The sequence below is a fragment of the Rhodopseudomonas palustris HaA2 genome, assembly GCF_000013365.1.
GTDB classification, from domain to species: Bacteria; Pseudomonadota; Alphaproteobacteria; order Rhizobiales; family Xanthobacteraceae; genus Rhodopseudomonas; species Rhodopseudomonas palustris_J.
Genome location: NC_007778.1, coordinates 4,849,183 through 4,864,591, shown reverse-complemented (window position 1 = coordinate 4,864,591; position 15,409 = coordinate 4,849,183). Strand labels below are relative to the sequence as shown.

Annotated in this window: 19 protein-coding genes; 15 read left to right on the top strand and 4 right to left on the bottom strand. The window is 67.4% G+C overall.

Annotated features, from left to right (window positions below):
• Nucleotides 1-76 precede the first annotated feature (76 nt).
• Nucleotides 77-1,768, bottom strand: coding sequence for a methyl-accepting chemotaxis protein (locus RPB_RS21565; RefSeq protein WP_011443152.1), 1,692 nt, complete (start codon nucleotides 1,766-1,768; stop codon nucleotides 77-79).
• Between the two features lie 470 nt (nucleotides 1,769-2,238).
• Between RPB_RS21565 and RPB_RS21560 the strand changes: the two genes are divergently transcribed.
• The 5 genes from RPB_RS21560 (at nucleotide 2,239) to RPB_RS21540 (ending at nucleotide 4,454) form a co-directional block, all read left to right on the top strand.
• Entirely contained in the window at nucleotides 2,239-2,565 is a 327-nt protein-coding gene (locus tag RPB_RS21560; protein WP_041798404.1) for a hypothetical protein, read from the top strand.
• Complete coding sequence (locus RPB_RS21555; RefSeq protein ID WP_011443151.1) at nucleotides 2,477-3,196, top strand: RNA polymerase sigma factor; 720 nt, start codon at nucleotides 2,477-2,479, stop codon at nucleotides 3,194-3,196. Before RPB_RS21560 ends, RPB_RS21555 begins: the two co-directional genes overlap by 89 nt.
• Nucleotides 3,193-3,636, top strand: coding sequence for a hypothetical protein (locus RPB_RS21550; protein ID WP_011443150.1), 444 nt, complete (start codon nucleotides 3,193-3,195; stop codon nucleotides 3,634-3,636). The genes RPB_RS21555 and RPB_RS21550 overlap by 4 nt, the downstream gene beginning before the upstream one ends.
• Nucleotides 3,633-4,076, top strand: coding sequence for a periplasmic heavy metal sensor (locus RPB_RS21545; protein ID WP_011443149.1), 444 nt, complete (start codon nucleotides 3,633-3,635; stop codon nucleotides 4,074-4,076). The genes RPB_RS21550 and RPB_RS21545 overlap by 4 nt, the downstream gene beginning before the upstream one ends.
• A gap of 90 nt (nucleotides 4,077-4,166) precedes the next feature.
• Nucleotides 4,167-4,454 (top strand): cysteine rich repeat-containing protein, encoded by a 288-nt coding sequence (locus tag RPB_RS21540; protein ID WP_011443148.1) that lies wholly within the window; start codon nucleotides 4,167-4,169, stop codon nucleotides 4,452-4,454.
• 337 nt (nucleotides 4,455-4,791) lie between these two features.
• Here RPB_RS21540 and RPB_RS24745 read toward each other — a convergent pair whose 3' ends face one another.
• The 3 genes from RPB_RS24745 to RPB_RS21530 are packed head-to-tail and all read right to left on the bottom strand — an operon-like array spanning nucleotide 4,792 to nucleotide 6,935.
• The gene (locus RPB_RS24745; RefSeq protein ID WP_157038882.1) at nucleotides 4,792-4,941 is read right to left on the bottom strand and encodes a hypothetical protein; all 150 of its coding nucleotides are present in this window, start codon (nucleotides 4,939-4,941) and stop codon (nucleotides 4,792-4,794) included.
• A complete protein-coding gene (locus RPB_RS21535; protein WP_011443147.1) occupies nucleotides 4,938-5,171 on the bottom strand; it encodes a hypothetical protein in 234 nt (77 codons plus the stop codon). Before RPB_RS21535 ends, RPB_RS24745 begins: the two co-directional genes overlap by 4 nt.
• Before the next feature lie 12 nt (nucleotides 5,172-5,183).
• Nucleotides 5,184-6,935 (bottom strand): methyl-accepting chemotaxis protein, encoded by a 1,752-nt coding sequence (locus RPB_RS21530; RefSeq protein WP_011443146.1) that lies wholly within the window; start codon nucleotides 6,933-6,935, stop codon nucleotides 5,184-5,186.
• Between the two features lie 192 nt (nucleotides 6,936-7,127).
• On the opposite strand from RPB_RS21530, the gene RPB_RS21525 reads away from it, so the two are divergent.
• From RPB_RS21525 to RPB_RS21480, 10 genes are all read left to right on the top strand, one after another.
• Nucleotides 7,128-7,874 (top strand): YebC/PmpR family DNA-binding transcriptional regulator, encoded by a 747-nt coding sequence (locus RPB_RS21525; protein WP_011443145.1) that lies wholly within the window; start codon nucleotides 7,128-7,130, stop codon nucleotides 7,872-7,874.
• Nucleotides 7,875-8,105: 231 nt separating this feature from the next.
• Nucleotides 8,106-8,630: a crossover junction endodeoxyribonuclease RuvC gene (gene ruvC, locus RPB_RS21520; protein WP_041798402.1), complete on the top strand. Its 525-nt coding sequence runs from the start codon at nucleotides 8,106-8,108 to the stop codon at nucleotides 8,628-8,630.
• A 280-nt stretch (nucleotides 8,631-8,910) separates the two neighbouring features.
• Entirely contained in the window at nucleotides 8,911-9,528 is a 618-nt protein-coding gene (gene ruvA / locus RPB_RS21515; protein WP_011443143.1) for a Holliday junction branch migration protein RuvA, read from the top strand.
• Complete coding sequence (locus RPB_RS21510; RefSeq protein ID WP_011443142.1) at nucleotides 9,525-9,950, top strand: cytidine deaminase; 426 nt, start codon at nucleotides 9,525-9,527, stop codon at nucleotides 9,948-9,950. Before ruvA ends, RPB_RS21510 begins: the two co-directional genes overlap by 4 nt.
• Before the next feature lie 210 nt (nucleotides 9,951-10,160).
• Nucleotides 10,161-11,207 carry a Holliday junction branch migration DNA helicase RuvB gene (gene ruvB, locus RPB_RS21505; RefSeq protein WP_011443141.1) on the top strand — a complete coding sequence of 349 codons (1,047 nt, stop codon included), beginning with the start codon at nucleotides 10,161-10,163 and terminating at the stop codon, nucleotides 11,205-11,207.
• 49 nt (nucleotides 11,208-11,256) lie between these two features.
• On the top strand, nucleotides 11,257-11,481 hold the full coding sequence (locus tag RPB_RS21500) for a hypothetical protein (RefSeq protein ID WP_157038881.1): 225 nt from the start codon (nucleotides 11,257-11,259) through the stop codon (nucleotides 11,479-11,481).
• A 98-nt stretch (nucleotides 11,482-11,579) separates the two neighbouring features.
• Nucleotides 11,580-12,071: a tol-pal system-associated acyl-CoA thioesterase gene (gene ybgC, locus RPB_RS21495; RefSeq protein WP_011443140.1), complete on the top strand. Its 492-nt coding sequence runs from the start codon at nucleotides 11,580-11,582 to the stop codon at nucleotides 12,069-12,071.
• A gap of 90 nt (nucleotides 12,072-12,161) precedes the next feature.
• On the top strand, nucleotides 12,162-13,475 hold the full coding sequence (locus tag RPB_RS21490) for an NAD(P)/FAD-dependent oxidoreductase (protein WP_041798399.1): 1,314 nt from the start codon (nucleotides 12,162-12,164) through the stop codon (nucleotides 13,473-13,475).
• 205 nt (nucleotides 13,476-13,680) lie between these two features.
• Nucleotides 13,681-14,883, top strand: a complete 1,203-nt coding sequence (locus tag RPB_RS21485; RefSeq protein WP_011443138.1) for an OpgC domain-containing protein — start codon at nucleotides 13,681-13,683, stop codon at nucleotides 14,881-14,883.
• Between the two features lie 58 nt (nucleotides 14,884-14,941).
• On the top strand, nucleotides 14,942-15,409 hold the full coding sequence (locus RPB_RS21480) for a DUF1348 family protein (RefSeq protein WP_011443137.1): 468 nt from the start codon (nucleotides 14,942-14,944) through the stop codon (nucleotides 15,407-15,409).

The window sequence follows — 15,409 nt, the reverse complement described above, 5'->3', positions numbered from 1 at the left end:
GGATGGTCCCGAGGCGGAGCTCAAACGAAAGCCGGCGCCACGCGGGCGCCGGCCGGTCTTGGGTGCCGTGGTCCGCTCAGGCGGCGCGGACGTTGTCGAGGAACTTCGACACCTCGACCTTGAGGCGGTTGCTGTCCCGCGACAGCGACTTCGCCGCCGACAGCACCTGGCTGGAGGCCGAGCCGGTCTCGGTGGCGCCGCGCTGCACGTCGGTGATGTTGACCGACACCTGCTGGGTGCCGATCGCCGCCTGCTGGACGTTGCGCGAAATCTCCTGGGTCGCCGCGCCCTGTTCTTCCACCGCCGAGGCGATGGTCGAGGAGATTTCCGACATCCGCCCGATGGTCCCGCCGATCTCCTTGATCGCCGTCACCGACTGGTCGGTGGCGACCTGGATGCCGTTGATCTGCTGGCTGATCTCGCCGGTGGCCTTGGCGGTCTGCTCGGCCAGCGCCTTGACTTCCGCGGCGACCACGGCGAAGCCGCGACCGGCCTCGCCGGCGCGCGCCGCCTCGATCGTGGCATTCAGCGCCAGCAGGTTGGTCTGGCCGGCGATGGTGTTGATCAGTTCGACGACGTCGCCGATCCGCGCCGCCGCCTTGGCGAGTTCTTCCACCCGGCCGTTGGTGGTGCGGGCCTGCTCGACCGCCTCATGGGCGATCCGCGCGGATTCCTGCACCTGGCGGCTGATCTCGTTCACCGACGAACTCATCTCCTCGGTCGCCGACGCCACCGACTGGACGTTGGTGGAGGCTTCTTCCGAGGCGGAAGACACCATCGTGGCGAGGTGCTGCGAGCGCTCCGCGGTGGTGGTCAGCGTCGTCGCCGAGGCTTCTAGTTCGTGCGAGGCGGAGGACACCGTCTCGACGATCTCGCCGATCGCCCGCTCGAACTCGTCGGCGAGGCGGACGGTGTCGGCCTTGCGCTGCGCGGCGGCGCGTTCCTCGGTCACGTGCTGTTCGGCCTCGAGCCGCTGGCGCTCGATGGCGTTGTGCTTGAACACTTCGACCGCGCCGGCCATGTCGCCGATCTCGTCGCGACGCCCGACGCCGGGCACCTCGGCGTCGAGCCGGCCGCCGGCGAGAGTCTTCATCGCCGAGGTGATCGCATCGATCGGCCGGGTGATGCCGCGCGCCACCAGGATCGACACCGCGGTGATGATCAGCAGCGCGATCGTCGCGGCGATCAGCAGGCGCTGCGTCGCGCTCCAGGTCTGGGCGTCGAGGTCGTCGATATACACGCCGGTGCCGACGATCCAGCCCCACGGCGCGAAGCCGGCCACATGGGTCAGCTTGGGATAGGGCGTGTCCGAGCCAGGCTTCGGCCAGGCGTAGTCGACGAAGCCGCTGCCGTTGCGGCGGACGGTGTCGACCATTTCGGTGAACAGCGGCTTGCCGTTGGGGTCGCGGGCGTTCGACTGATCCTTGCCGATCAGTTGCGTCGCGATCGGATGCATCAGCATCATGCTCTGCATGTCGGTGACGAAGAAGTACTCCTTGCCGCCGTAGCGCAGCTTGGAGAGCCGCGCCTGCGCGCGCTTCTGCGCCTCGTCGACCTTGATCTCGCCGCGCTGTGCCGCGTCGTATTCGTCCTTGATGATCGCCAGCGCGAGGTCGGTGAGATGGGCGAGTTCGATCTGCTTCTGCTGCTTCAGGCCGCCGCCGATCTCCTGCGACGCCATGAAGGTCGTGCCCAGCAGCCCGAGGAAGCCGAGGCCGATCAGCAGGTAGATGCGGCGACCGATGGTCATGTGCAGTCTCGATAGCATTGGTGATCTCCGGTTGTCGTCCCCGGGGGTCGGCCCGCTGGAGGTGTTGCGCTCAGTGCGCGATCTTGGCATCGCGCGTTCGACCTTGCGACGCCCGACAACAGGCACCGCAATCGACCGCACGTTGTGAAATCAGATCCAGATCCAGGGAGCCGAGCGCGCCGGATGACTTCCGATACCGCCGCGCCCCGCTACATGGAATATGAACGGTAAATGATAGCGATTAGTAAAACTGCGTATCAATTGATAGGAAACTGTCCGCGCCACGGGCCGAAAGTCCGTCGAATTCCGCACTGTAGTACCGGCTTCGATCGATTCTGACCTCGTGTTTCTACGGGGCGGCAACTCGCCGCAGCCGACAAAATGAATCGGTCGTTCGGCGCGAGGGAAATTTCCGGTGCGCCCGTACTCCTTCTGTCGGCCCGCGGCTTCGCGTCGCGAGCCGGGAGCCCAGCAGAAGGATTCCAACCATGCGAACAGTTCTGACCGTCGCCTTCCTCGCCATCGCGGCGCCTGCCGCCCATGCCGCGCCGCTGATCGCGCCGGAGGCGATGCGGTCCGCCATCGCCGCGACCTCGCCGGTCGAAACCGTGGTCTGCGTGCGCGGCGGCTGGCGTGGCCCGGGCGTCTATCCGGGATGCCGCGCCTATCGGCCGGGCTATCCGGTGCGGCCGTATCGCTATTACGCGCGGCCGGTGGCGCCGTATTATGTCGGTCCGCGGGTGGTGGTGGCCGGGCCGCCGGTGGTGGTCGCGCCGCGCAGCTGCTGGATCGCGGGCGCCTGGCGTCCCTGCTGAACCGATGCGGGGGAGCCCGGCCGTCGCGCGCGCGCGAATGGTCGAGATGTTGGCCGGGCCGGGGGCGGCACTGATGGACGATGACAGCGACGAGGCGTTGATGGCCGCCGTGGTTGCGCGGCGGCAGCAGGCGTTTCGCGTGCTGATGAATCGCCACATGCCGCGCGCCATCCGGGTCGCTCAGCGCGTCGTCCGCGATCCGGCGGAGGCCGACGATATCGGCCAGGAGGCGTTTCTGCGGGTCTGGAACAAGGCCTCGTCGTTCGATCCGCAGATCGCGCGGTTCACCACCTGGCTGTACCGCATCGTGCTCAATCTGGCGTTCGATCGCGCGCGAAAGCCGCAGCTGGCGCCGATCGAGGAGGCCGCCGAGATCGAATCCGGCGAGGCCGGTCCGGTCGAGACGATCATCGCCGCCCAGCAGCGTCGGCTTCTGGAACGGGCGATGGCGGCGCTGCCGGAGCGCCAGCGCGGCGCGGTGGCGCTGTTCCACATGGAAGGTTTGAGCGGCGAGGACGCGGCGCGGGCGATGAATCTGAGCCCGAAGGCATTCGAATCGCTGCTGGCGCGGGGACGGGCTGCGCTGCGTAAAGAGGTCGAGAGACTAGAAGGTCACAGGAGGGACGCATGAATCGCGAACAATTCAGGCAACTGGCCGAAAGCTGGGGCGGTGACATCGGGCGTTGGCCGCCCGATCTCCGCGATGCCGCCCGGCGACTGGCCGAACACGACGAGCAAGCCGCGGCGATGCTGCGCGCGCAGGTCGCGTTCGATCGCCTGCTGGCGATCCCGCCCGAGGTCGACGCCGCGCGCGCCGGCCGCGCCGGGCTGTCGGTGCTGCAACGGATCGCGGCCGCGGAGACCAAAGCGGAGACCAAAGCGACTCGGGCCCCATGGTATCAGCGCTTGCTGTGGCCGGAATCGCTGGTGCCGGCGGGCAGTCTCGCCTGCTCGGCGCTGCTCGGCGTCTGGATGGCGAGCACGCTGCCCTATCACCCGGACGCGCAGGCGCTGGAAGCGGTCAGCGCGGTGTTCGACGCTTCCGCCTTCACCTTGTGGGGCGCACAATGACGATCCGGCGGGGGTCTCTCACCGGCGGCCGCCTGCTGTTGCTGGCGTCGCTCTGTCTCAACGTCGCGCTCGGCGTCTATGTCGGCGTGCAATGGTCGCAGCCGGAATGGCAGCCGGCCAATGTCGGCATGCCGCTGCGGATCGTGGAGCGCGTCGCGTCGCGATTGCCGGAGTCGGATGCCGCGATCCTGCGCCGCAATTTCGAGGCGCGGCAGGCCGAAATGCTGCCGCTGCAGCAGCAATACGCCACGGCGTTGCTGAAGACGCTGCGGCTGATCGCGCAGACCGATCTCGACAAGCCGGCGCTGCGCGCGGCGATCGAGGACTCCCGCGAAAAACGCGTCAAGATGGGCGATGTGCTGGCCGAAACCTTCCTGGAAACGCTCGAGCAAGTGTCGACGAAAGGACGGCGACAGCTCGTCGGCGGGTTTCGGCCCTGACGCACGGCGGCGCGGCGAGGGATCGCGCAGCCTGCAGCGTATCACCTACATTCGACCCCGACACAGCAATCTCGACCGCAAGGAGCCGACATGCGAATGACCTCGAAGACCCCGCTGCGCCGCAAGGCCGTTCTGAACGTCAGCGACGCGATGGTGCGGGCCACGCTCGTCGCCGGCTGCGTGATCGCCGCGCTGGCCGTCTCGCTCACATTGGCGAGCGCGCAGGACCAAAGCAAGGCGCGCGAAGCCTGCAAGCCGGACTATCAGAAATTCTGCAGCGGCATGATGCCGGGCGGCGGCCGCATCAAGAAGTGCCTCGTCGAAAACCGCGACGCGCTGTCGGCCGCCTGCAAGCAGGTGCTCGACGACATGAAGTAACCGGCTGGCCTCGACCCGTTCACCGTCATCGCCGGGCTCGACCCGGCGATCCATCCTTTTCGAAACAGAGTCATCCGTGCGCGCTTGGCGACGGAGTGGAACACGGCGCGGCGTTACAGAGTTCGTCATCCCCCGCGCATGCGGGGGATCTAGTATGCCGGAGCGCTCGTGGGGCTCTGCAGACGAGCAAAGCTCTGGAATACTGGGTCGCCCGCCTTCGCGGGCGATGACCATCGGCGGGGGCGAGCAATGCCCTCGCGCAATGCCCCGCGCAACCCCCCGTCGACGTTTGGCCGCGGAGGCAGGTTGAAGTCCCGCATAGCGGGTGGCGAGCCGCTTACTTTTTCGTGTTTCGCCGGACGATCGGCGGAACAGGACCGACGGTCTGATAGGCCCGTTTTGCGGTTCGATTGTTGTGCCAGACGAGCGCCGCGCCCATCGCGGTGACCAGCGCGGGAATAGCCAGCAAATACAGCACATCGATCATTGGAGGCTCCGCAGCGCGCTACGTGCCAGCAAATGTAGGATGCCGCTCAGCACCACGCAACCACATCCGACGATGAGGACGTCGCTCTTGGCGAGCAGCGGGCGTTCCGACAGCAGCGACAGCGCCGGCGCGAAAACGCCTGCGGCGATGAGGCCCACGCCCAGATTGCTGACGAAACTGGCCGTCAGCTTGGTGACCTCGTTCTGCGCGGTTCGGGAGAGTTCGGTCATCGCCCAGACGCCCTACAGCCTGTACGCCGTCCGGAAGCCGCCCCAGTGCCGGCCGCGGACTTTCACCGGGACGTCGATCTCGCGCATCATCACCATGTTGCCGCCGCCCATGTCGCGGGCGTAGCTCTGGATCAGGAACGGGCGGGTGTTGCGGCCGGCGGCGAGCCCGGCCGGATCGTTGAAGATCCGGCGGTTGCGGCTGTTGGCGGTGTTGAAAGTCGTGTCGCCCGGGCGCTGCGGCTGCGAGTAGATCCTATTGTGCACCGGCAGATAGCCGTTGCGGTCGATCATCGCGCAGAACGCCATCCGCTTGTCCTTGGCGAGGAACGCCTCCTGGAACGGCGGCAGCGCCTGATCGGCCCAGGTCAGGATCCGGGTGCGATATTGCGTCGGGTTGGTGCCGGCGATCTCGACGTAAGTGTCGTCGAACATCTCCTCCAGCGTGATCGCGCCGGTGGCGATGCCGCGTTCGAAAATCCGATGCAGCTCGGCGCCGGCTTCGAGCGCGCGGGTGACGAACTCGGTGTTCTCGTCGCGGATCGCCCACAGCCGGTCTTCGATCAGTTCACGCAGTGTGGTGCTCGGCGCGACGAAGCTCGCCTGTGCGCCGGCGCCGGTTTGCGCGTCGATGCGGATCCTGCAGGCGCCGATATCCTGCAGCTCGGCCGCGAGCGGCTGCCGCAGCGGCAGCGCCGCGGCGCCGGGCCCGGCGATCAGCAGGCCGTCCAGCGAGATCTCGTAAACTGGCGCCTCGACTTTGCCGCGCGGCGTGTCGATCGCGATCGACAGATGGCACGGCAGCTTCTCGCGCTTGCGCGCCTGTTCGCGGTCGCCCTGTTTGAGCAGCACCGCGGTGCGCGTGCGCAGCTTCTCGGCATACATCGTCACCGCCTGGCCGGCCTTGGCGACTTCGCCGCCGTGCTGTTCGGCTTCGCGGGTGGCGCTCTCGATCTCGGCGGCGCTGTCGCCGACCGAGACGATGAAGCTGCTGGCGGTCGCGGCGTTGCCGGCGATGTCGCCGGTGGTGGTGTTCTGCTCGGCGACCGCGCCGTTGACGTTCTCGAACACCGGCCGGATCGCCGCGATCGCGCTGGTGATGCGGTGAACGGCGTCGGCCGAGCTGGAGGCGTCGCGCTGCAGCGCGTCGATCTTGCGCTTGATCTCCTCGGTCGCCTCCTGGGTCTGCACCGCGAGCGCCTTGACCTCGGTGGCGACCACCGCGAAGCCGCGGCCGGCGGCGCCGGCGCGGGCTGCCTCGATCGTCGAATTCAGCGCCAGCAGCGTGGTCTGGCGGGCGATCTGCGCGATCAGATTGACGACATTGCCGATCGCCCCGGAGGATTCGCGCAGCCGCTCGACATTGGCGGTGGCCTCGTCCGCCGCCGCGCTGGCGTCGTCGGCGAGCTGCGCCGCCTGCCGCACCTGGGCGCCGATGCCCTGCGCCGAATCGGTGAATTTGTCGGCGGCCTGCGAGAACGACGACGCCGTCGCCTGCGCGGCGCTGGTGCGCCCGGTCAGCGCATCGGTGCGCTCGCGAATGGTGTGCAGCGTGGTGGTGGTGGATTGCACCCCGGTGGTGACCGACTGGGCGGCGCGTTCGAGCTGGCGGATCAGCGAGCCGAGCTCGAGTTCGAGCAGTTCGAGGATTTCGGACGCCGAATCGGTCTCGGCAGCGGGCAGAGGCGTCGGCTCGGGCGCCGGGGCCCGCGCGACGTCAGGCGCGGCCGTTTCCGGCTGCTGCTTTCGAAAGAGGCCGAACGCCATGAATCCTCCCGCAGGACGCGAAATTTACCTGCTACTCTCGCAGGCCTGCGTGAAATTACGGTTAAATTTCTCGATGCGGAAATCCGGTTCCGGTGCGGATATTGGGGCCAGGTCTTTGATTTCAGGCCCTGCGCCGCTTATAACCCCGCGCCGCAGCCCGAAATTTTCCCGATCGACCGCGAGAGAGCACGCATGGCCGGACATTCCCAATTCAAGAACATCATGCACCGCAAGGGCAAGCAGGATGCCCAGAGGTCCAAGGCGTTCAGCAAGCTGGCCCGCGAAATCACCGTCGCCGCCAAGCTCGGCACGCCGGACCCGGCGATGAACCCGCGGCTGCGCGCCGCCGTGATCGCGGCGCGGGCCGAGAATATGCCGAAGGACAATATCGAGCGCGCGATCAAGAAGGCGATCGGCGGCGACAGCGAGAACTACGACGAGATCCGCTACGAGGGCTACGGCCCCGGCGGCGTCGCGGTGATCGTCGAGGCGCTGACCGACAACCGCAACCGCGCCGCCTCCGACATCCGCTCGTTCTTCACCAAATCCGGCGGCAATCTCGGCGAAACCGGCTCGGTGTCGTTCATGTTCGACCGCACCGGCGTGATCGAATACGACGCCGACAAGGCCTCTGCGGACGACATGCTCGAAGCCGCGATCGAGGCCGGCGCCGACGACGTGGCGTCGTCCGAATCCGGCCACGAGGTCTATGCGTCGCAGGACACGTTCCGCGACGTCGCCAAGGCACTCGAAGCCAAATTCGGCGAGGCCCGCAAGGCGGCGCTGATCTGGAAGCCGCAGAACACCGTCGCGGTCGACGACGAGACCGGCGAGAAGCTGTTCAAGCTGATGGATCACCTCAACGACCACGACGACGTCCAGAACGTCTACGCCAATTTCGAAGTGTCGGACGCCTTGATGGCGAAGATGGCGGGGTGAGCCACTCGCGAACGGACGGCGCCGCCCCACAACACCACGTCATCGCCCGGCTCGTCCGGGCGACCCAGTATCCCAGAGCGTTCATGGTGGGGCGTAGCCGCCGCTGCGGCCAAACGTCGGCGTTCTGGGATACTGGATCCCCGCATTCGCGGGGATGACGTGGGTGGGGATGATCCCGTCGTCCAAACCGTTTCTGTTTCGTTCACGTCTATCTGGCGTTATCACTGCGCCATGAGCCTTCCGCCGATTCGCACCGCTGTCCGCATCCTGGGGATCGACCCCGGCCTTCGCCGCACCGGCTGGGGCGTGGTCGAGAGCGACGGCAATCGGCTGGTGTTCGTGGCCTGCGGCTCGGTCGAACCGAAGGACACGTTGACGCTGGCGGAGCGGCTGCTGGCGATCCATCATGGGCTCGAGAAGGTGCTGGCCGAGTTCGCGCCGGCGGAGGCCGCGGTCGAGCAGACCTTCGTCAACAAGGACGGCGCCGCCACGCTGAAGCTCGGCCAGGCGCGGGGCGTGGCGATGCTGGCGCCGGCGATGCACGGCATTCTGGTCGCCGAATACGCGCCCAACCAGGTCAAGAAGACGGTGGTCGGCGCCGGCCATGCCGACAAGGTCCAGATCCAGATGATGCTGAAGATATTGCTGCCCAAGGCCGATCCGCGCACCGCGGACGCCGCCGACGCCCTCGCCATCGCCATCACCCACGCCCACCACCGCGTCGCCGCGCAGCGGCTGAGGGCGGTGGGGGGATGAGCGTGTTCATCCGCGGAACCAGCCCCGCGCACAGCGCGCTCCCTCTCCCGCTTGCGGGAGAGGGCTGGGGTGAGGGCGACGCGGGCACAACTTCTCCCTCTCCCGCCCTTGCGGGGGAGGGCCGGGGTGGGGGCGAGCCGAGCACTGAGTCCGCGTTGCGCGGAGAGCTTTTCCCCCACCCGGATCGCTACGCGATCCGACCTCCCCCGCAAGCGGGAGAGGTTGCGGAGTGCCGCTTGGCGATTCCGATATCAAGATCGCGCCTCCCCGGAGCGGTTGCATGATCGGCAAGCTCAAAGGCATCATCGATTCCTACGGCGAGGACTATGTGGTGCTCGACGTCCACGGCGTCGGCTATCAGGTGCATTGCGCCAGCCGCACGCTGCAGGCGCTGCCGGCGCCGGGCGAGGCGGCGGTGCTGTCGATCGAGACCTATGTGCGCGAGGATCAGATCAAGCTGTTCGGCTTCCGCACCGATACCGAGCGCGAATGGTTCCGGCTGCTGCAGACGGTGCAGAGCGTCGGCGCCAAGGTGGCGCTGGCGGTGCTGTCGACGCTGCCGCCGAACGACCTCGCCAACGCCATCGCGCTGCGCGACAAGGCGGCGGTGGCGCGCACGCCCGGCGTCGGGCCTAAGGTCGCCGAGCGCATCGTCACCGAGTTGAAGGACAAGGTGCCGGCGCTCGGCAATGTCGATCCGGCGGTGGTGCATCTGTCCGGCGCGCTCGACGATCACCGCGCGCCGCGCCCGGTGACGGACGCGATCTCGGCGCTGGTCAATCTCGGCTACGGCCAGCCGCAGGCCGCCGCCGCGATTGCGGCTGCGTCCCGCGCCGCCGGCGACGATGCCGCGACCGCGCAACTGATCAAGCTCGGCTTGAAGGAGCTGTCTAAGTGAGCCTGACCGAGACCGACCGCGAGTTGATCGCCAGCGCGATCGAGGCGATCAGCCGGCGCTATCGCAACGACTGGCAGGAGGTCGGCGCCGCGCTGCTGACCCGCTCGGGCCGGCGCTTCGTCGGCGTCAATCTCGACGCGTATCTCGGCCGCATGGCGGTGTGCGCCGAAGCCGTCGCGCTCGGACAGGTGATCACGCAGCTCGGCGAGGCCGGCATCGAGACCATCGTGGCGGTGCGCCATCCCAAGCCGCATGAGACTGACCGCGAGGTCCGCGTGGTGTCGCCCTGCGGCGCCTGCCGCGAACTGATCTTCGACTACGACCGAGGCGCCCGCGTGCTGGTGCCCGGCCCGGACGGCGTCGAAGGCGTCCGCATCAGCGAGTTGCTGCCGAACAAATACAGCCGGGAGCGCGTGTTGTGAGGGCTGCGCTGATGATGGCTGCTGCGATCTCCCCGCGCCCGGCGCGCCCCCTCTCCCGCGTGCGGGAGAGGGCTGGGGTGAGGGCGACGCGCACGCCGTGCCCGCAGCCCCCCACCCCCGACCCCGGATCAAGTCCGGGGCAGGCTCCCTCCCCGCAAGGGGGAGGGGAGAAGAGGGCGCAGTGCACACTCACCATGCTATCCTCGCGCCATGACTGACCCCTCCCGCCTCGTCACCCCCGAGCGCCGCGGCGATGATCTCGGCGATGCGGCGCTGCGGCCGCAGAATCTGTCCGAATTCGTCGGGCAGGAGAAGGCGCGCGCCAATCTGCAGGTGTTCATCGACGCCGCCCGCAAGCGCAAGGAGGCGCTCGACCACGTGCTGTTCGTCGGGCCCCCCGGCCTCGGCAAGACCACGCTGGCGCAGATCGTCGCCCGCGAACTCGGCGTCGGGTTTCGCGCCACCTCGGGCCCGGTGATCGCCAAGGCCGGCGATCTCGCAGCCTTGCTGACCAATCTCGAAGAGCGCGACGTGCTGTTCATCGACGAGATCCACCGCCTCAGCCCGGCGGTGGAAGAAGTGCTGTATCCGGCGATGGAGGATTTTCAGCTCGATCTGATCATCGGCGAAGGTCCGGCGGCGCGCTCGGTCAAGATCGAGCTGTCGAAATTCACCCTGGTCGGCGCCACCACGCGCGCGGGCCTGCTGACCAATCCGCTGCGCGACCGCTTCGGCATTCCGGTGCGGCTGAACTTCTACACGATTGAAGAGCTGGAAAGCATCGTCAGCCGCGGCGCCCGCGTGCTCGGCACCGGTATCACGGCGGACGGCGCCAACGAGATCGCCCGCCGCGCCCGCGGCACGCCGCGCATCGCCGGCCGGCTGCTGCGCCGGGTCCGCGATTTCGCCTCGGCAGCCGATGCCGAAGCGATCGACCGCAAGATCGCCGACCACGCGCTCGGCGCGCTCGAAGTCGACGCCGCCGGCCTCGACGCGATGGACCGGCGTTACTTGTCGACGATCGCGCTGAACTATGGCGGCGGCCCGGTCGGCGTCGAGACCATGGCGGCGGCGCTGTCGGAGCCGCGCGACGCCATCGAGGACATCATCGAGCCCTATCTGATCCAGTGCGGCTATCTGCAGCGCACCCCGCGCGGCCGCCTCTTGACGCCGCACGCCTTCAAGCACCTCGGCCTCGCCGAGCCTTCGCGCGAGCCCGGGCAGTTCGGGCTGTTCGGCGGGGAGGAAGAGGCGTAACGACACTCGCATCGGCGCCAAAATCAGCTATATTCGGCTGATGAGCTCCGTGATCGAAAAAGCCGTCGAAGCCTTGGAGATGATGCCGGACGACATGCGTGAGCATGCGGTGGCTCGTCTCGTCGAACAGGCTGAAAAATTCCGCGCGCTCAAGGCTTCGATCGACGAGGGAATGGCCGATGTCGAAGCTGGGCGCGTCGTGCCGTGGGACTCGAAGACGTTTCTGGCGCGGGCTCGGGAGCGGGTAGCATTCATTGGGCCCCCGAATAGCTGATGTCTCTCTCCACTCATCATACCCTGCCCTGTGCCGGGCATCCACGCCTTGCGGCAGACGTCGCGTGAAGAACGTGGATGGCCGGGACGAGCCCGGCCATGACGACGTTGATAGCTTCCGCTTCTGCAATACAGGTAGAACAAGTGTCCCATCCCCTCGACGGCGCCATCATCGACGGCGCTCACCACATGCAGGTCCGCGTCTATTACGAAGACACCGACTTCTCTGGCATCGTCTATCACGCCAACTATCTGCGCTTCATGGAGCGCGGGCGGACCAATTATCTGCGGCTGCTCGGCGCGGCGCAGAGCGAATTGTTCGCCGAAGCCGAGAGCGAGACACCGGGCTTCGCCTTCGTGGTGCGGGCGATGCAGCTCGATTTCCTGAAGTCCGCCAAGATGGACGATCTGCTCGACGTGATCACCCGCCCCGTAGAAGTCCGCGGTGCGTCGATCACCATGCAGCAGGAAATCAGACGGGACGAACTGCTGCTGCTGAAAGCCAGCGTCAAGGTCGCCTTCGTCTCCGGCGGTCGCGCCCGCCCGATCCCGGTACCATTACGGGTGGCGATGAAAGCCGACGTCGCCTGATCCTGTGCGCGGCGTTAGGGCGTTGCTAGGGAGACCCGGGCTTTGATGCTACACGGAACGCACCGGCGGTCCGCTACGTTGGGATGCATCATGACCGAGACAACACCCCACAGGATCGTCATCGTCGGCGGCGGCGCCGGCGGGCTCGAGCTCGCCACCGCGCTCGGCGACAAATACGGCAAGTCCGATAATGTGCGCGTCACGCTGGTCGATCGCAGCCGCACCCACATCTGGAAGCCGCTGCTGCACGCGATCGCCGCCGGCTCGTTGCGCCGCTCGCAGCACGAGCTCAACTATCTGGCGCAGGCGCATTGGCACGGGTTCCACTACCGGCTCGGCGAAATGGTCGGGCTCGATCGCGCCGCGAAGACGATCACGCTCGCCCCGGTGATCGACGAGGAGGGGCGCGAGATCAATCCCGCCAGCAGCCTCGGCTACGACACGCTGGTGGTGGCGGTCGGCAGCGTCACCAATGATTTCGGCACGCCCGGAGCAAAGGAGCACGCGGTGCCGCTGGAGACGCCGGAGCAGGCGACGCGGTTCAACCGCCGCATGGTCAATGCCTGCCTGCGGGCGCAGCATCAACACACGCCGATCGCGCCCGGTCAGCTCCACGTCGCGATCATCGGCGCCGGCGCCACCGGAACCGAACTCGCCGCCGAACTGCACCACACCGCGCGCGAGATCATCGCCTACGGCCTCGACAAGATCGATCCCGAGCACGACCTCAAGATCGTGCTGATCGAGGCCGCCGACCGCATCCTGCCGGCGCTGCCGCCGCGGATTTCGCAGGCGACGCTGAAGCTGCTGCAGGATCTCGGCGTCGAGGTGCGGACCAAGGCGCGGGTCGCCGAGGTGCTGGTCGACGGCATCCGTCTCGCCGACGGCGAGGTGGTTCCGTCGGAACTGGTGGTATGGGCCGCCGGCGTGCGCGCGCCGGATTTCCTCAAGGACATCGACGGGCTCGAGACCAGCCGCATCAATCAGCTGGTGGTCCGGCCGACGCTGCAGACCAGCCGCGACGACGACGTGTTCGCGCTCGGCGATTGCGCCGCCTGCGCGATTCCCGGCTACGAGAACGGCATTCCGCCGCGCGCCCAGGCGGCGCATCAGGAAGCCGAATTCATGCTGGCGCAGATCGACAGGCGGCTGAAGGGCGAAGCGCTCGGCGGGTTTCAATATCGCGATTTCGGCTCGCTGGTGTCGCTCGGCAAATATTCGACCGTCGGCAGCCTGATGGGCTCGCTGGTGAGCAAGAGCTTCATGATCGAGGGCTATTTCGCGCGCTTCATGTACAACTCGCTGTACAAGATGCACGAGGCGGCGTTGTACGGCCGCAGCCGGACGCTGCTCAGCATGTTGTCCGGCGCGACGCGGCCGACGCCGACGGTGAAATTGCATTGAGGTCCGTCGCGCAAGGCGGTTCCGGTGCAGGCCGCCGCGACGACGATCGCGATGGGTCGGTCCGCATCGCGCCGGACACGAATGCCCGTGGCACGCGGGACACGCGATCCTCCGTCACATGCATCCCCACCGGAGCCGCGGCGCGGGTCGGATAGATTGCCGGCTGGTGAGATGATTCGGGCCGAAAGACCGGGAGGACAGGCGCGTGGATGCAAGCAACGAAACCCCGCGCGGCGTCGCGATCGGTCCCGGCGAGCGCGATCTGCGGCTGGATTTTCTGCGCGGCGTCGGCCAGTGGATGATCTTCGTCGATCACATTCCCTACAATGTGCTGAGCTGGTTCACGCTGCGCAATTACGGGTTCTGCGACGCCGCCGAATTCTTCGTCTACATCTCCGGCTATTCGATCGGCTTCGCCTACGGCCCGGCGGTGCGCCGCGGCGAGATGGTCGCCGCGATCAAGCGGCTGTGGACGCGCGCGGCGCAGCTTTATGTCGCGCACGTGTTCCTGTTCCTGTTCTTCACCGCGCAGATCGCCCGCGCGGCGCGCCGCTTCGACAATCCGATGTACAAGGACGAGTTCAACGTCGCGCAGTTTCTCGCTGCTCCCGACATCATGATCCAGCACGCGCTGCTGCTGCAATACAAGCCGGTCAATCTCGACGTGCTGCCGCTGTACATCGTGTTCGTGGTCGCGGCGCCGCTGGTGCTGTGGGGGCTGCTGCGCCGGCCGCACTGGACGCTGGCCGCGTCCGGCGTGCTGTATCTGGCGTCGCGCCATTTCGGCTGGAACCTGCCGTCGTTCCCCGACGGGCATTGGTACTTCAACCCGTTCGCGTGGCAGTTCCTGTTCGTGTTCGGGATCTGGTGCGGCTTCGGCAACGGTCCGAAGGTGCGGCCGTGGGTGAAGTCGTGGCCGAACCAGACGCTGTCCTGGACGATCGTTCTGGTCGCGCTGGTGATCGCGATGTCGTGGAATTTCGAGGCGCTCTACGGGCTGGTGCCGGAGTCCGTCGGCAAGCTGATCTATCCGATCGACAAGACGAGTCTCGCGCCGCTGCGGCTGATCCACTTCCTGGCGCTGCTCGCGATCGTGGTGAAGCTGTTGCCGCCGGATCTGCCGGCGCTGCGCTCGCGCCGGCTCCATCCGATCATCCTGTGCGGCCAGCGTTCGCTGCCGGTGTTCTGCGTCGGCGTCATGCTGTCGTTCACCGCGCACTGGATTCTGGTGCAGATCTCCGGCGGCATCGCCATGCAGATCTTCGTCAGCGTCGTCGGCATCGGCCTGCTGGTCGCCGTCGCCTGGATCGCGACCTGGTATCGCAGCCTGCCGACGCTGTTCACGGTGCCGGTGACGATGCCGGTGGAGGAGGAGGCGAAGCCGGCGGAGACGAAACCGCGCGCTTGACTCGCTGTACCGATCGGTACAATCTTCGCCGCAACTCATCCGCCGTGAAGATATCGCGATGTCGCGCCCGCCATTGCCGCCGTTCACCCGCGAGACCGCCGCGCAAAAGGCGCGGATGGCCGAGGATGCCTGGAACTCCCGCGATCCCGTCAAGGTGTCGCTGGCCTATACGCCCGACAGCCGCTGGCGCAATCGCGGCGAGTTCTTTCAGGGCCGCGACGCGATCGTCGACTTCCTGACCCGGAAATGGGCGAAGGAGCACGACTACCGGCTGGTCAAGGATCTGTGGGCGTTCGACCGCCATTTCATCGCGGTGCGGTTCCAGTACGAATGGCACGACGATGCCGGGCAATGGCATCGCTCCTACGGCAACGAGCAATGGGAGTTCGACGACGCCGGCCTGATGCGCCGCCGCGAGGCCAGCATCAACGACGTGGCGATCAAGGAAACCGAGCGCCGCTTCCACTGGCCGGCGCCGGGCCCGCGCCCCGCGGACGTGCCGGGGCTGGCGGCCGAGCCGTACTAG

Bases quoted from the DNA above. Each gene is read 5' to 3' on its own strand.
- ruvA (WP_011443143.1), top strand. From the start codon at position 8,911: ATGATCGGCAAGCTCAAAGGCATCATCGATTCCTACGGCGAGGACTAT.
- RPB_RS21530 (WP_011443146.1), bottom strand. From the start codon at position 6,935: ATGGCGTTCGGCCTCTTTCGAAAGCAGCAGCCGGAAACGGCCGCGCCT.
- ybgC (WP_011443140.1), top strand. From the start codon at position 11,580: ATGACGACGTTGATAGCTTCCGCTTCTGCAATACAGGTAGAACAAGTG.
- RPB_RS21540 (WP_011443148.1), top strand. From the start codon at position 4,167: ATGCGAATGACCTCGAAGACCCCGCTGCGCCGCAAGGCCGTTCTGAAC.
- RPB_RS21535 (WP_011443147.1), bottom strand. From the start codon at position 5,171: ATGACCGAACTCTCCCGAACCGCGCAGAACGAGGTCACCAAGCTGACG.
- ruvB (WP_011443141.1), top strand. From the start codon at position 10,161: ATGACTGACCCCTCCCGCCTCGTCACCCCCGAGCGCCGCGGCGATGAT.
- RPB_RS24745 (WP_157038882.1), bottom strand. From the start codon at position 4,941: ATGATCGATGTGCTGTATTTGCTGGCTATTCCCGCGCTGGTCACCGCG.
- RPB_RS21525 (WP_011443145.1), top strand. From the start codon at position 7,128: ATGGCCGGACATTCCCAATTCAAGAACATCATGCACCGCAAGGGCAAG.
- ruvC (WP_041798402.1), top strand. From the start codon at position 8,106: ATGAGCCTTCCGCCGATTCGCACCGCTGTCCGCATCCTGGGGATCGAC.
- RPB_RS21560 (WP_041798404.1), top strand. From the start codon at position 2,239: ATGCGAACAGTTCTGACCGTCGCCTTCCTCGCCATCGCGGCGCCTGCC.
- RPB_RS21480 (WP_011443137.1), top strand. From the start codon at position 14,942: ATGTCGCGCCCGCCATTGCCGCCGTTCACCCGCGAGACCGCCGCGCAA.
- RPB_RS21545 (WP_011443149.1), top strand. From the start codon at position 3,633: ATGACGATCCGGCGGGGGTCTCTCACCGGCGGCCGCCTGCTGTTGCTG.
- RPB_RS21565 (WP_011443152.1), bottom strand. From the start codon at position 1,768: ATGCTATCGAGACTGCACATGACCATCGGTCGCCGCATCTACCTGCTG.
- RPB_RS21490 (WP_041798399.1), top strand. From the start codon at position 12,162: ATGACCGAGACAACACCCCACAGGATCGTCATCGTCGGCGGCGGCGCC.
- RPB_RS21555 (WP_011443151.1), top strand. From the start codon at position 2,477: ATGTCGGTCCGCGGGTGGTGGTGGCCGGGCCGCCGGTGGTGGTCGCGC.
- RPB_RS21550 (WP_011443150.1), top strand. From the start codon at position 3,193: ATGAATCGCGAACAATTCAGGCAACTGGCCGAAAGCTGGGGCGGTGAC.